The following is a 15,467-nucleotide window of genomic DNA, read 5'->3' on the forward strand; positions in this document are numbered from 1 at the left end:
GTTAGGGCTCCCCCGGGATTGGGGTGAGCCGGTCGAGGGGGCTTTGGGTCGTCTCTCCCGCAGTGGGTGAGACTTGGGCGTAGAGGAAGGTGGTCCTGAGGTTACGGTGTCCGAGGAGGTTCTGGATGATCCGGATGTCGGTTCCGGCTTCGAACAGGTGGGTGGCGAAACTGTGTCGGAGCGTGTGAACGGTGACGTGCTTGTCAAGTCCCGCGGCGCGTGCGGCCTGGACGCAGATTTGATTCACGGCCTTGCCGGTGATGGGATGTCCCGGGACGTCGCCGGGAAAGAGCCATTCGGCCGGCCTGGCGACTTTCCAGTACTCGCGGAGGAGGGTCAACAGCCTCGGCGAGAGCATGACGTAGCGGTCCTTACGACCCTTGGCCTGTCGGATGCGGATGACCATGCGCTGGCTGTCGATGTCGTCGAGGCGGAGCGAGACGACCTCGGAGATCCGGAGGCCGGCGCCGTAGGCGGTCATGAGGATGGCACGATGCTTGATCCCGATGATGGCGGCGAAGAACCGTTCGGTCTCGTGGATGCTGAGTACGGTGGGAAGTTTCTTGGGCTGCTTGGGGTAGCGGATACGTTGCGTGACCCCGTGGCGTTGGAGGGTCACCTCGTAGAGGAACTTGAGAGCGGCGACGGTCTGGTTGTAGACGCTCCAGGAGACGTGTTTCTCTTGAATGAGGTGGAGAAGGTATGTGCGGACTTCGTCAGCCCCGAGTGCTTGGGGCGACCGCCCGAAATACCGGGCGAAGGTGCCGACCCGCATGGCGTAGGCGTCGATCGTCCTGGGCGAGAGGTTCCTGAGTTGCATGTCGTCGATCATCCGGCGTCGCAGCGGTGTCATGACGTGCTCCAGTTGAGATGAGATGGGAGGGAACCATCATCATGCCTCAACGGGAGTGCGAGGTCGGCACCCGGGGCCTTATGGATCGGGAAGGAAAGCGGCGAAAATCAGAGGCGAGACAGGCTCGATCAAGGGACGACCGTCGACGTGTGCGGAGGGTGGGGATTCAGAACTCTACCGCGGAGCGGTTTAGTCCAACTCCCAGTTTTACGGGTTTGGTGACACTGGTCTCATCACCTTTTCGTCCGCAACATTCAGATATAACCTCGAAACCGAAATGAGAAGCGAGGCCCCTCCAGAGGGGCGCCGCCTTCGACATGCCCGCCCCTGCGATTGGCGGAAATTTGAAAAGCTGTGGCTCCGTCTCGTGCGCCAGTCCAAAAACCAAAAAAAAGCGATAGAGCAAACGCACGTAATTCCATGTCAGCGAATGACCTACGAGGGCCGTTCCCAAGCGCCGGAAATGCCGGATCCAGGATCACGCCAGATTTTACTTGCCTTTGCCACTCTTTCTTGTCAACATCCCAACTCGTGGGCGAAACCTGATTTCACAGCACTTCTTAATGGAGCAAACCCATGATTCTCAAGCTTCGGACGGCGCCCGCAATCCTCGCGATTGCACTCTGTGGCTATGCCATGCTTCCCGCCACGGGAACCCGCGTAGAGATTCGCGGCGCACAGAGCGGCAGCAAATGCTCCACAACGAAATCAACTAAGTGTGACGGCAACAGCGCATGCACAGGCCTCAACGAGCATTGTAGTGGGAGCGGTGCCCTGACGTGCTTCTCGCAGGGTGAATTGCAATGTTCCAATCCGGGTTGCACCACGGAAACGACGTTTTCTTGCTCCTGATGCCATAGCGTCACGGCGTAGCCCGTTTCGTTGACTCCGCAGATCGTTCATCGCAAGTCATTCGTTATTCGAGACTTGCTACAGTTTCACAGCTTCGCACGGACTTCCTCTTGATGTCTGCATGGTTCGACCCCCCATTAGTCTTACGTTGAGGACGGTAGACGTGATAACGAAGTAGTAAGGCCGTGACATAATCGGCTCAAACGCTTAAGCATTCGGGATGCGACGGGTTCCATTAGTGACTGCGTAGCCCAGCCGAGGCGCCAAGCACACCTTGCGGCCTCGGCTCTCGTTCACCGTTGATCGGAAGACTACTGAGTGATCGAATCCTAGGCTATGCCGGAAAACTGTCAGCCAGAGCACAGGCGTAGATAGCGTTGAATGAACGCCATCTTGATCATGCCACCAAAGTTCTTGGCCGTCTTCTCGAACCGCGAGAAGATTCGGCGACATTCCTTCAGCCAGCCGATCAGGCATTCCACGATGCTCCGACGACGATACAACGACTTGTCGAATTCCACCGGTCGGGCGGAACGATCTTCGTTCTCCTTCGACGGGATCACTGGCGTCATTCCCATTTCCAGCAAGTATTCATCGATCCACTCCGCCCGACACCCTTTGTCGCCGGCCAACGCGACGGGCCAGGCGATCGGCTCACCGTCGCCATCGACCACATGCTCCTCGGCGTCCTCCAACAGCGGGACCAAGGCCGTCGCCTCGTGTGCCTGCCAGGGCGTCAGATGGAAATCCAGGGGATGGCCATGACCGTCGCAGAGCAGATGGATCTTGGTCGAGAAGCCGCCGCGAGAACGTCCCAGGGCGTGATCCAAGGGCTCCTCGGGATCGTCGTCCTTGCCGCCCCCGCCGGCACATCGGGCGGCGCGAATCACTGTCCCGTCGATGCACCACAACTGGCGATCCACCAGGCCCACGTCGATGCCGGCAGCCCGCAGTCGATTGAGGATCGCGTCCAGCGTTCCGTCGTGGTTCCAGGTATCAAACAGGTCCCATACGGTTGCCCATGGGCCAAACTCAGCAGGCAGGTCGCGCCAGGGAGCACCGGTCCGGAGGATCCAGAAGATGCCATCAAGGATTTCACGTCGGTCCCTCCTGGGTCGACCCGTGCGAGCGGGTGGGGGGAAGAGGTGCTGAATGATCTCCCATTGCTGATCCGTGACCCGATGCCGCAACATCTTGACTGCCTCCTTGATGTGTATGCCCGCACACACAATTCTGGAAGGCAGGTCAACTGACGGGGTTCAAAAGCGGTTTTCCGACATAGCCTAAATAGCTCCTCGCAACGGGGAAAGTCCTACGGTCCAGCCTCTTACGGCAAGTGACGAAATTTCGTCACCCCGCTGCTTTCCCTGTTGCGAGGAGCTATTTAGAAGAATAACAATACCTCCAGGACATTCAGAAGATGCCATTGAGGGTCGTAGGGTGGTCGTTCCATTGCTGGCCCCGCTTACCGTTGCTGTGTAGCGAGTCCTTGGTCAAGGAGAACTGCTCTTTCGCCGGTTCGTGGCGGCCTCTGTTTTCTGAGGAGCCTCCATCACAGCCATTTTGGGATTGTCAGATAGGACCAAGATCACGCTATTATTACACGTCAGAAGATCGCGCAATCGCTTCTGGTGCCGGCCCCGACGCAATTCCAGTGGCGCGCCCCCTTTGGCACGTGTTCCGTCTCTACCTCGCGACCGAGCGGTTGCTCCTATCCGCCCGCTGAACCGATCGTGTCAGAGGGTAGTGGAACTCGCCGGTCGCTGTACCGCGGGCCTTCTTGCTGCTGATTCTTGCAACGAGGTTTATTCAGGAGTGCGATCGGCTGCATCGCGACCGCGGCCAGGCCTTCCGGACGCGAGCAAACCAACTTTGACGATCGCAATCTGGGCAACTCTCGATAAGAAGGAGAAGAGCAGCACGAGCTGCCGGTCGGTCGGCAGGATGAACTCGCGCTTCGAGGCCATTGTCCAGGTCAGCGGGGAGCGCTATGATGAAGGACGGCCTGGGCAAAGGACAGGGTGCGTTGCGATACGGCGCGGGCGCCGACTCGGGGGCCAGGACCGAAGTGGCGCGTCGCGATACCTTCCCGGTCTGTTGTATTCGCGATTGGCATGAAGGCGACGAATTGAAATAATCTGTTCAAGTGCGCCTTGTCTTCTCTTCCGAACCCAGTCTTCCCATTTCACGCGGAACCATGACAGGTTCACGGATAGTCGTTTGAACTTAAGACGATTTTGATTGAGAGAGGACGGCCGATACGTGGAAGCAAATCACCTGGTGGGCTCACCGTCCCGGATCTCAGGGCTCAGTTCAGGAGGTCCGTCAGAGGATCCGTGGGCCGCCGCGCTGAGGGATCGAGACGTCACCCTCATCACCCCGCCGGGGCGATGGCGGCTGGTTAATTTCACAGAATTGATTGAACACTCCGAATTACTCTACTTCCTCATCTGGCGCGATGTTAAGGTAAGGTACAAGCAAACCTTCCTGGGCGCCGCCTGGGCCGTGCTACAACCCGCACTCCTGATGGTCGTTTGCGTGACCGTTTTCGGACGAGCGAGAGGGGGTCCGACGGATGTGCCTTATCCCTTGTTCGTCTTCACGGGGCTGTTGGCCTGGACGTTCTTCGCCACAGCGGTCGCCGCTGCGGGTAACAGCGTTGTGAGCTCGGAGCGGTTGATCAGCAAGGTTTATTTCCCGCGGTTGGCAGTCCCGTTTGCTGCCGTGGGCGCTGCCATTGTCGACTCCATCATCGCCTCGGTACTCTTGATTGCACTGCTGGTATACTATGGGATCGTCCCCGGTCTGATTGCGTTGCTCGCACCGGCGTTTTTCGCGATCCTCATCCTGGCCGCCCTGGGTGTGGGAACGCTCCTTGCGGCCCTGAACGTCGCCTACCGTGATTTCCGCTACGCCATCCCGTTTCTGATCCAGCTCTGGATGTTCGCAACTCCGACCGTCTACCTACAAGTCCAGGAAGTGGCCACTGAACGGCCAGCCATGACGTCCGCTCATCATGACCAGCACGAGGCTTTGATCACTGGTCGGAAGAAGGCACCGCTCGGGGAATCACGTGGCTTACTGAGACAAGTCTCGTTCCGTGTATTCAAGGCACTCAACCCTCTGGCCGGTCCGATCGCTGCGTTTCGCGCCTCGATTTTGGGAGGACCGGTGCCGTGGTTGAACCTCGCCACTTCATCGCTCGGCATCCTCTTGATTTTCTTGGGAGGATGCCTCTACTTTCGTAAAGTCGAGGATTCGTTCGCAGACGTGATTTGAGACTTGCTTCCGGGGGAGAAATGACTTTCGCAATTTGCGTCGAAGACCTGATGAAGCGATATACCATCGACCGTGCGGGGGAGGGCCGTCGCTTCAATTATCGATCACTTCGCGATGTCGCGTCGAGACTCCCGTCCACGGCATGGGCCCGTCTGAGTAAATCCCCCCTTTCCAGCGGGACCGCTGACTTCTGGGCATTGAAGGGGGTGAGTTTTCAAGTGAAACCAGGCGAGGTGGTCGGGGTCATTGGTCGGAACGGCGCCGGCAAGTCGACCCTTCTGAAAGTCCTTTCCCGCGTCACCCGCCCGACCTCGGGTCGCGCCTACCTCAGAGGACGTGTCGGCAGCCTCCTTGAGGTCGGCACCGGGTTCCACCCCGAGTTGACTGGCCGGGAGAATATCTACTTGAATGGCTGTCTCCTAGGCCTGAGCAGGCGAAGGATTGCCCGCGAATTCGACCGAATCGTCGATTTCGCTCAGGTTGAGCAGTTTCTCGACATGCCCGTGAAGCGCTACTCCAGCGGGATGTATCTGCGGCTCGCCTTTGCTGTTGCGGCGCACCTCGACGCTGAAATCCTCCTTGTCGACGAGGTTCTGGCGGTCGGGGATCTCGGATTCCAGAGAAAATGCCTCGGCCGGATCGGACAGGTCGCGCGCGAAGGCAGAACGATCCTCCTGGTGAGCCACAATCTAGCCGCGGTACAGACGCTCTGCGACCGCTGCCTGGTGATCGATCGGGGAACCGCTTGCTTCGATGGTGACGTCTCCGGGGCACTTGCCGTCTACTCGGAGATGCTCGCGTTGCAGAGCGTGGAGGATCTTGTCTCACGATCCGACCGTTCCGGGAGAGGGGATGCCCGCGTCGAGGCCCTCAAGGTCGGTCCTGTGGGATGGGAAGGGGACGGCATCGTTTCCATGGGCGAGGGATTGCGGTTCGTGCTGACGATCCGCTGTCGCCGAGCGTTGCGGAGGCCGCAAATCCAGATCTCAATCTCGAACCAGTCGGGACAACGATTATTTCGGCTCACGACTGGGGATCAAAATGTGTGGTTCGATGGGATGCAGGGCCTATCCGAGGTTGTCTGCGAGACACTGCATGCCCCACTCTTGCCCGGGGTCTACCTGACCACCATTGCGGTATCCGACCTTGAGGGCCCCCAGGACCTCGTCGAAGGGGCGACGACATTCGAGATACTGCCCTCGGACATCTTCGGGACAGGACGGATCCCCAAGGGTCCCGGCGACCTGATCTATGTCGGGTCGAGGTGGTCGACCTCGGGGCGGCCCTCGTAATTCCGAGGGCCATCGGAATGGCTCCCGGCCGACACCCGCAGGAAAGGACGGCCCGAGTGGGCAGACGGGCATGAAAAGTTCGGCCTCGCCGGCTCCTTCGTCGCGGATCGGCCGCGCGCCGATTCAGCGAGCGCGACCGCGGCGAACGATCTACAAATTTATCATAATTTCGTTATTTGTCCCCAACACCTGCAAGATCTCGGTGATTCCCTTCACTCGGCAGCTTCGAAGTCCATTGACTCCCTCGACTCGGTGCCGATTGGTAGTTGCTGCCCTGAGGCGCCATCGTGGATCGGCAGTCTCTCGCCTCCTCCGGTCATCTCCGAAGAGATCGGTTGCGTCGGCCGCACTGCACTTCCCCAAGCTAGTCCCTACCTTCCTGCATCGGGGAGAGTTCGGTACAATTTTACCTGAAGACAACCTCATTCACCTGTGCTTCTACATGTGCCGGGACTCGCGGCACGGGAGCGAGATGGGGCCAGTTTCCGCTAGCGGCTGCTGATCGGCCTCTCGCGGCTGAACAGACGTCCGCTCGGCCGTGGCGACGTGCAGGAGTAAAGACCGATGCGTGTCCTTCATGTTGTAGGAAAAATGCACCGGGGTGGTGTCGAGACCTGGCTGATGCACCTCCTGAGAGGCTGCGATTGTCGAATCAAGTTCGACTTTCTTGTCCATACAGATATGGCTTGTGAATATGACGATGAGATACGTTCCCTGGGGGCCCGGCTCATCCCTTGTGTCCATCCACGAATCAATCCTTTCGGGTATACGCACAACCTATGGCGGATCCTGCAATCCGAAGGCCCCTACGACGTTGTCCACTGTCACCTGCGAGAATTCAGCGGGTGGGTGCTGACGGTCGCATCCTGGGCGGGGGTGCCCGTCCGCGTGGCCCATTGCCATAATGATCTGGTGCGTTATTATCGTCGGAATCTTTACGGAAGGATTAGATGCCTTGCGATGATTCGTTTGGTTGATCGTCACGCGACGCTGGGCTTGGCGGCCAGTCAAGAGGCGGCCGCATCTCTTTACGGGGCGAGTTGGCGGCGCGACCCGCGATGGCGCGTGCTCCACTGCGGCGTCGATCTGACGCCCTTCCGGGGGGATCAAACCCATCGGACCGTCGTCCGCTCTGAACTGGGTATCCCGACCGACGCATTCGTCGTCGGCCACGTTGGACGCTTCGTACGACAGAAGAACCACAACCTTCTAATCGAGATTGCAGCTGAACTGGTCCGACGTGCGCCCGGCTTTCGGTTGCTACTTGTCGGCGAGGGTGAGCTTCGCCCAGAGATCGAGGCAAAGGTTGCCGATCTCGGCCTGTCGCGATGGGTCATCTTCGCAGGATCGAGAGCTGATGTGCCGCGATTGATGAGAGGCGCGATGGATGTTTTTGTGCTGCCCTCTTGGTGGGAGGGATTGCCGCTGGTGGGGATTGAGGCTCAGGCGGCCGGTCTTCCCCTTCTGATATCCGACTGCCTGACCCTGGAGCTGGACATCGTGCCGGACCTGGTGCGGCGGATTTCACTCGCGGCGGCGGCTTCGACCTGGGCGGAGGCGATCCTCGCCGCGAGAGACGGCAAGACTCAAGTCGCACAACACAAATCATTTCAGCAGGTTTTCGATTCCGAATTTAATATTACAAGATGCACTTCAGAAGTCCTAGCATTGTATGATTCATTGGAAGGACGACCCATTTGTCGGGCGTAAACCTCCCACCATGGGGATCATCCGTCAGGTCTTGCGTCGTGCAAGAGTCGACGAGTCGGTGAATCCGGTGGGTCTGGGTTGCACGGATTTCGCACCTTGGGATCCACGCTCCGCTCGAGGGTTGCGGCACGGATCGAGGCCAATCTGTGGCAACTGAGACTACATCGTTTCGAGGCACGGGTACTTCTTATTTGAGGAGAGGCCCGGGCCAGGCTCGAGCATCAGATCCGGAGGTCTCTCGCCGTCGATGCACCCGTTCCCGAAGGGCGTGGAGCGGTCCGCCCGCTCACGGGTTTCGACCCAGCCGAGCGGTTCGGGCTCGTAATCGAGCGGGCGACCCCCGTAATGCACCGCTCGAGGTCCCTGGTGCGCACCGCGACCATCTTCAACTTCAACTGCTTTCTTATTTTGGAATTGCCTTCACGAACAAAACAGGAGAGGATTTGCTTTTCCTTTTCTCGGAATATTCGAGAAAGAGCGATCCTCCCGTATTCTGAGGACATCATCGATGGGAGCGCTGATCCAAAGCGGTCTCCGCAGACTGATCCGGATGGCAAACTCCAACACGGCCGGCTTCCGTTCTCCGTTGACCGTGGGGGTCATCGGCTGCGGGGCGGCCGGTTCGAATCATCTGCTTGGCTACGAGGAGAGCGGCCGCGCGCGAGTCATCGCCGTGAGCGATCGTGTCCCGACCGTCCTCTCCAAGGCCCTCGATGAACGACCCTGGCTGCGCGGCTTTCAGAATTATCGGCGAATGCTTGAAAGAGCAAGACCGGAGGTCGTTAGCATCTGCACATGGCCCGATTCTCATGCTGACTTAGTCGAAGACGCTGCGGCTTCGGGGGTTAAGGGAATCCTGTGCGAGAAGCCGCTGGCCGTGCAGATGCCCGAGATTCGGCGGGTAGAGTCGATCTGCCGGGCTCATGGGATCAAGCTGGGAATTGGGCACCAATATCGCTTCAACTCGCTGTTTATCGCGGCTGCGGATCTCATTCGGGCTGGTCGCATCGGCCGCGTCACCCTGGTCCGGGGCTGCATAAAGAGCACGGTGGGCAATAACGGCCCCCATCTCGTGGATTCGGTGCGGTTCCTCCTGGGCGATCCAACGGCCTTGTGGGTGGCGTGCCGCTGTTGGAGGGAGCGAGGGGGATTCGATCACGGCCTCCCCGCAGAGGACAGCGCTACTGGATCCATCGAGTTCGACGGGGGGGTTCGCTTCGAATTCCAGGTGGGAGACTTATCCCCGACCTTTTTCGCGATCACAATCGAAGGAACGGGCGGAATCATAGAATTGACCCCCGAGAAACTCAAAGTGACCGGGGACAAACGGACGATCCGACAATCCCCCGGTTCCTCGGGCAGGCGCAGGCAATTCCGGGAGTTCCTTCGCTGGGTGCAGGGGCGGCAAGGCACCTACTCCGCCGCAATCGAGCCCGGTGCCACGGCGGCGGAACTCGTTCTCGCACTGTACGAGTCCTCGAGGAAGGGCGGCGATCGCGTCGACTTGCCCCTGGGGAGCGAAGGTGACGTCATCCGACAGCACTTTCCCGGATCCTCGTCCAGGCAGGCTGGAGGGGTCGCCCTCGTAAACTTCGAGGCTCCGTTCGAGAATGATGAGCACGGGCAGCTTGCGCTGAACGGCGGCCCGAGGACCATGTCCCGTCAGTATTCCCTGGCACCGACGGTCGGGATTCGTGAATTGCTGAACCTGACGATCGTCGTCGCTTCCCGTCGCTTGAATCGGCTCGGCGGCCACATGGTCCCCGCACTCGAGCGGAAATTCGCCACATGGTATGGCAGCCCCTTTGCCGTCGCGTCGGCCTCCGGCACCGCGGCCATCCACGTCGCCCTCGGCGCCCTCGATCTTGATCCTGGGGACGAGGTCATTACGACCCCCCTGACGGACATGGGGACGGTCATCCCAATCCTTGCTGCCAACTGCCTGCCGGTCTTCGCCGACGTCGACCCAAAGACGGGGAACGTGACGGCCGAGACCATTGGCGCGCGCATCTCGCCCCGCACCAAGGCCGTCATTCTGGTCCACTTCTTCGGTCGTCCGGCCGATCTGGACCCCCTGTGTGAATTGCTCCAGGCAAAGAGGATCCCCCTCATCGAAGATTGTTCTCAAGCCCATGGGGCCACGTACAGGGGCAGGAAGGTGGGGACGTTCGGGGACTTCGGCTGCTTCAGTCTCCAGCAGTCCAAGCAGATGACCTGTGGAGAGGGTGGGTTGACCTTGGTGAATCGCACCGATTTGGTGACTCGTGCCGCGATGTTCGCCGACAAGGGTTGGGACCGCACGCAAGGCGACAGGCGACATCCTTTCCTGGGGATGAATTATCGAATGACCGAACTCCAGGCGGCCGTGGCCCTGGCCCAACTGGGCAAGCTCAAGGATTCGCTGGATGCACGACGCCGAGCGGCAGATGGTCTCACGCGACTGCTCGGGGCGATCTCGGGTATCCTCCCGCCCGTGGCGCAAGGTGATACGATCGACTCATGGTTGGTCTATCCGTTCGGCATTGATGAAGAGGGCCTGGGCGTAAGCGCCGACGAGTTCTGTACCGCGCTCCGGGTCGAGGGTGTCCGCGTCTCGAGGGAATACCTCACGCGACCTCTCTTCGAGCACGAGGTCATCAAATGCCAGAGGACTTACGGGACAAGCCGTTATCCCTTCAGTGCGTTTCCCTACCAGGCTCCCGCCGCGGATGAATTCCCCGGCCTCAAGGAATACGTCCGGAGCCTCATGTACCTGGAATGGGGTCCGCGGGTCTGCGTTCACCACACCTCCTCGATCGCGCGTGCCATCGGCAAGGTGGCTCGCCTACTAGCGCATGGCCGGGGGACGCGGCCCCACCTCAAGGACAGCTTGACGGGTTCGATCTAGAGATGCCCGGAGTCGTCTCTCAAGCATGATTGGTCGCTTATGTATCTGTCGAGCAAGATCCTGAGGCTGGAACGGCGAGTCGTCCAAAGGGCGATCCGGCACCTGGTACGGCCCTGGCTGACCATGCCTCAGATCGAAAACGACCTAAGGGCCCTCGGTGTCCGGACGGGGGGGATTCTTCTCGTCCATTCCTCTCTGTCGGCCTTGGGCTACGTGGTGGACGGTGCCCCTGCGGTGCTGGAGGCCCTGATCAAGGCGATCGGCCCGGGCGGCACCCTCGTCCTGCCCACCCACAGTTGGCGTATCATGGAAGCAGGACGTCGGGATTTCGATGTCCGGACTTCGTCTAGCTGCGTGGGGGCAATTCCCGAGACGTTCCGTCGGATGCCCGGCGTGGTCCGAAGCCTGCATCCGACGCATTCCGTCGCAGCGATGGGTCCCCTGGCCGGTTGGTTGATCGCTGATCATGAATATTCCCAGACTCCCTGTGGTGAGGGAACACCTTACGCGAGAGTCCTCGACCACAACGGCCAAATCCTGTTGCTGGGCGTCGGGCTTACGGCTAACACCGCCTTCCACGCGATCGAAGCCCTGGTCCAAGTCCCTTACCTGATGAACACCTTTGCCGATCGATTCACGGTCACCGATGCCCTGGGGGTCCGGCGGACGATCGGCGTGCCCAGGCACCGGTCGGGCATCGCTCGCCGGTTCCAGGCAATGGAGAGACTACTCCTCGATCGGCAGGTCGCCCACGGCGGACTGGTCGGCAAGGCACCTTCCTTGCTCATTGATGGCACGTCCTTCCGCGATGAGATGGTCAAGGCCTTGGCCAATGAGCCCGGTCTCTTCCTGGCCGATCAGGTCGAATCGCCAACGACTAGGTTCACGGCGTTTAAGAAGTTATTTTTGTAATCCCTCGAATTCGCGTGTTCCATGAAAACTGCATTAATTATCGCCTATCATTTCCCGCCCATGGCGGCCAGCGGAACCCACAGGACACGAGCCGTGGTCCGATACCTGCCGTCCTGCGGCTGGCAGCCGGTCATCATCACGGTACAGAAGCCCGCATTCCCGGCCGATCCAGCGTTACTGCACGACCTCCCGAAGGATTTGGCGGTATATCGCACCCTGGCCCCCGAGATCACCTCGTGGACGGCCAACTTAAAACGAATCTATCATGCGAACGCTCAGATCTCTCAACCCAATCGCGTCTTAACCATGGCCGGATTGGCTGGTTCGCGGGCAAATCGATTCCTGGGCAGGCTCCTGTTGCCCGATCCGGCGATCGGATGGCTCCCCTTCGCGGTCCGGGCAGCTCTCCGGGCGGTAAAACATCACCAATGCGACGCAATCTACTCCACTTCGCCTCCGTTGACGACCCATCTGATCGGGATGATCATCAAGCGGCGCACAGGACTCCCTTGGGTAGCCGATTTCCGAGATCCCTGGCGGAATAACCCCTTTCGCAACAATCCCCATCGAATGTTGGACCGCCTGGATGCGTTGCTCGAGGAACGTGTCGTTAACACGGCAAACCGGGTGATCTGCAACAGCGAGACCGTCCGAGAGGACTTTGTTCGGCGTTATCGTTCGCTGGCATCCCGGTTCGTGACCATCCCGAACGGATTCGATCCCGACGACTATGCCAAATTGGAACCGGTCAGGCCCGTAGGCCACGATCGTCTGGTCTTGACGCACGCCGGCTATTTCTATGGTCCGCGCCGGCCCGAGCCAATCATTCAGGCACTCCGCCCACTGCGCGAGATGATGGGAGCACGAGTACCGTGCCTGCAGTTGATTGGCCCTCCGTTCTATCGAGGTCAACACCTCCGAGAGATTGCCGAGAGAAATGGCGGGGACGAGATGGTGCTCGTGACGGGCGAGCTCCCCCACCAGCAGGCGCTCCAGCGTATGAAAGGGTCCGACATCCTCCTTGTGGTGGGAATCGCGGGGAAAGGGGCCGAACTTCAAGTGCCGGGGAAACTCTTCGAATACATCGGGGTGGATCGCCCTCTCCTGGCACTAGCCCCACAGCACAGCGCGATCGCCGACATCATAGCGAAGAGCGGGGCACTCGGCAGGGTATGCGATCCCGACGACCCGATCGCAATTGCAAACGCAGTTCTTTCGTTATCTCGCTTTTCCGTCACCTCCGTTGCCGATTCATGCCCCATTGTTGAGAGAGAGATCGACCAGTTCGACCGCCGGAAGCAAGTGGCGATCATCGCCAGTCTCTTGAATTCCAAATGACGACCGCTGGACAACATCGTCTAGCCGGTCTTGCCCGCACCCTCCAGGGATCCTCGAATACCATGGCCACCGGAGCCCGCATTCTATCGAGCCTTTCCAGGCGATTTCATGGTGTTACGATACCTTTGGGGAAGCGGATACGCGCGAAGGACAAGAATCTCCGCGCGGGGATCATCGGCCTGGATACCTCGCATGCCGTCGCCTTCGCAAAACTGCTCAACAATCCCCTGGTGAGGAGGGAGCTCGCCGGCTGCCGCATCATCGCCGCGTATCCCCAGGGTAGCCCGGACATACCCTCGAGCGTTAGCCGTGTCCCTGAGTACACGAGCCAAGTCCAGAGCCTAGGGATAAGAATCGTCGACTCCATAGAAGCATTGCTCGAACACGTCGACGTGGTATTTCTGGAAACCAATGATGGCCGGATGCACCTTGAGCAGGTCATCCCGGTGCTCGAATCCGGAAAGCCTGTCTTCATCGACAAGCCTGTGGCCGGATCATTCGCCGACGCCGTCGCGATCTACACCGCGGCCTGGCACCATCAAGTCCCGGTCTTTTCCTCCTCCTCGCTACGTTACTCCGAGGTGGCGCAGGTACTGCGAGGTGGAACGATAGGCGAGGTCGTCGGATGCGATGCCTACAGCCCTTGTGACCTCGAGGAGACCCATCCTGACCTGTTTTGGTACGGCATCCACGGCGTGGAGATCCTGTTCACCGTGATGGGCTCCGGTTGCCGGCGGGTAACCCGAGTGAGTAACGAAGGGACCGACATGGTGGTCGGGACCTGGGCGGATGGTCGCGTCGGTACCTTCCGGGGCATCCGCGGCGGTCATCAAGGTTACGGCTGCACAGTGTTTGGATCCAAGGGCATCGTTCCGATCCGTTGCCGTGCCGGGATACGTCCGTTGCTCGTCGATATCCTGAGATTTTTCCGCACGGGCATGCCGCCGCTCGCCTACGAAGCGACACTCGAGATTTACAATTTCATGGATGCTGCCGACCGGAGTAAGCAGCGCGGCGGCGTTCAGGTAGAACTTGCAAACCTGCCAGATTTCAACAAACAACGATTACCAATATCACGTAAAGTCGGGGAGTAGCCTGGCAGAGTGGGTAGATGGCGCTGCGATGGAGGGCCGCGGCTTTCGACGCGACGTCCAGGGAATTCCTCCGTATCATGGGCTACGAGAATCCCTCGATACGCACGAGGACCTTGGATCGGTCCGGGAAAAGTAGGACACTTGTCACACGGCTTGCGGACGTGTAAAATGAAACTTGTTCTCGGCTGTAGGCCGTGAGCAGGGACGACCCCGGATGCAACTTGACGGGAAGTCTCGCGGACGACAGGGTGGGCAATTCCGTGATGCGGAGGGCTTAGAGCGATACATGATCTTCAGTCCAGTTGTTGATAATTAGGATAGGATGTGGTCACCCACAAGCCCTACCCCAGTGAATTTTCCGACGCCGAACGGCAGTTCGTCGTCCCATACCTTTGTCGCTTGCCCGCGGACGCCGGACAATGCGTCCACAACCTTCGCGACGACTTCGACGGCCGCTCGATCCAGTCGACCCCCGAGAGCGGTGGCGGAGCCGGTTACGACGCGTACAACCGACGCTAGGGCGCCATAGTCCACATGGCCGTCGATACGCTCGGGCATCTACTGGCAAGGCATGTCACACCGGCCGATGAACAGGAGCGGGCCCGGGTCGACACGCTGGCCAAGGCGGTCTAGGACGTTACGGGCGAGACGATCGAAGTGGCGTATGTCGACCAAGGTTACACCGGCGAAGACGCGTTCGATGCGGCGGCGAACCACGGGATCATCCTCGACATCGTGAAACAGGACAATGCGAAGCATGGGTTCGTTTTGCTGCCGCGCCGTTGGGTGATTGAACGCTCGTTCGGTTAGGCGGCACGATTCCGGCGATTGGCGAAGGACTACGAGCGGCTCTCCGAGACGCTCGCCGGACTGCATTACGTCGCGTTTAACTTGCCGATGCTCCAAAAGGCGGCTCCGCTCTTCGGGTGGAGATCATAACACGCTCGAGGGATGCCCTTCGTGAGAAAGGCCTGGAAAATGGAAGTGCAAATGTCAACCCTGACAATGGGACATGGCCCGCGAGATCGACGCGTTTGCTTGCGTGGGACGTGGAGATTGGGCCTTCCGATCGGCGTTTTTCTTGGCCTCAGGTCGAAGCCACAGACGCTAGCAGTCCTCGGCTTGCTCGTACTCATGCTAAGCTGGCCGCAACGAACCTCCAGGGCAGGGGCGGCCGCCCAGTCGCTGCCACTCACGGTCGAAACCCGCGACCTGATCACCGATGCTCCCGTCCCGGGCGTGTCGGTCGA

The 15,467-nt window shown here is 59.8% G+C and carries 9 protein-coding genes and 1 pseudogene; 8 read left to right on the plus strand and 2 right to left on the minus strand.

All coding sequences use genetic code 11. The features are described from left to right. Nucleotide 1 precedes the first annotated feature (1 nt). Nucleotides 2–853 (minus strand): tyrosine-type recombinase/integrase, encoded by an 852-nt coding sequence (locus tag BUS42_RS11800; RefSeq protein ID WP_074307085.1) that lies wholly within the window; start codon nt 851–853, stop codon nt 2–4. A gap of 1,202 nt (nt 854–2,055) precedes the next feature. Then, nucleotides 2,056–2,898: an IS5 family transposase gene (locus tag BUS42_RS11805; protein WP_074307086.1), complete on the minus strand. Its 843-nt coding sequence runs from the start codon at nt 2,896–2,898 to the stop codon at nt 2,056–2,058. Between the two features lie 1,069 nt (nt 2,899–3,967). Between BUS42_RS11805 and BUS42_RS11810 the strand changes: the two genes are divergently transcribed. From BUS42_RS11810 to BUS42_RS11855, 8 genes and pseudogenes are all read left to right on the plus strand, one after another. Continuing rightward, nucleotides 3,968–4,984, plus strand: a complete 1,017-nt coding sequence (locus BUS42_RS11810; protein ID WP_159452206.1) for an ABC transporter permease — start codon at nt 3,968–3,970, stop codon at nt 4,982–4,984. A 218-nt stretch (nt 4,985–5,202) separates the two neighbouring features. After that, nucleotides 5,203–6,276 carry an ABC transporter ATP-binding protein gene (locus BUS42_RS11815; RefSeq protein ID WP_159452207.1) on the plus strand — a complete coding sequence of 358 codons (1,074 nt, stop codon included), beginning with the start codon at nt 5,203–5,205 and terminating at the stop codon, nt 6,274–6,276. 564 nt (nt 6,277–6,840) lie between these two features. Beyond that, nucleotides 6,841–7,986: a glycosyltransferase gene (locus BUS42_RS11820; RefSeq protein ID WP_074307089.1), complete on the plus strand. Its 1,146-nt coding sequence runs from the start codon at nt 6,841–6,843 to the stop codon at nt 7,984–7,986. A gap of 508 nt (nt 7,987–8,494) precedes the next feature. Further along, a complete protein-coding gene (locus BUS42_RS41855) occupies nt 8,495–10,873 on the plus strand; it encodes a DegT/DnrJ/EryC1/StrS family aminotransferase (RefSeq protein WP_083670158.1) in 2,379 nt (792 codons plus the stop codon). Between the two features lie 39 nt (nt 10,874–10,912). Next, entirely contained in the window at nt 10,913–11,785 is an 873-nt protein-coding gene (locus BUS42_RS11840) for an AAC(3) family N-acetyltransferase (RefSeq protein ID WP_083670159.1), read from the plus strand. 60 nt (nt 11,786–11,845) lie between these two features. After that, entirely contained in the window at nt 11,846–13,123 is a 1,278-nt protein-coding gene (locus BUS42_RS11845) for a glycosyltransferase (RefSeq protein WP_074307091.1), read from the plus strand. A 62-nt stretch (nt 13,124–13,185) separates the two neighbouring features. Continuing rightward, the gene (locus BUS42_RS11850; RefSeq protein WP_074307092.1) at nt 13,186–14,217 is read left to right on the plus strand and encodes a Gfo/Idh/MocA family protein; all 1,032 of its coding nucleotides are present in this window, start codon (nt 13,186–13,188) and stop codon (nt 14,215–14,217) included. A 324-nt stretch (nt 14,218–14,541) separates the two neighbouring features. Next, nucleotides 14,542–15,156, plus strand: a pseudogene (locus BUS42_RS11855) (transposase). The last annotated feature ends 311 nt before the right edge of the window (nt 15,157–15,467 follow it).

The organism is Singulisphaera sp. GP187 (genome assembly GCF_900129635.1).
Classification (GTDB): Bacteria; Planctomycetota; Planctomycetia; order Isosphaerales; family Isosphaeraceae; genus Singulisphaera.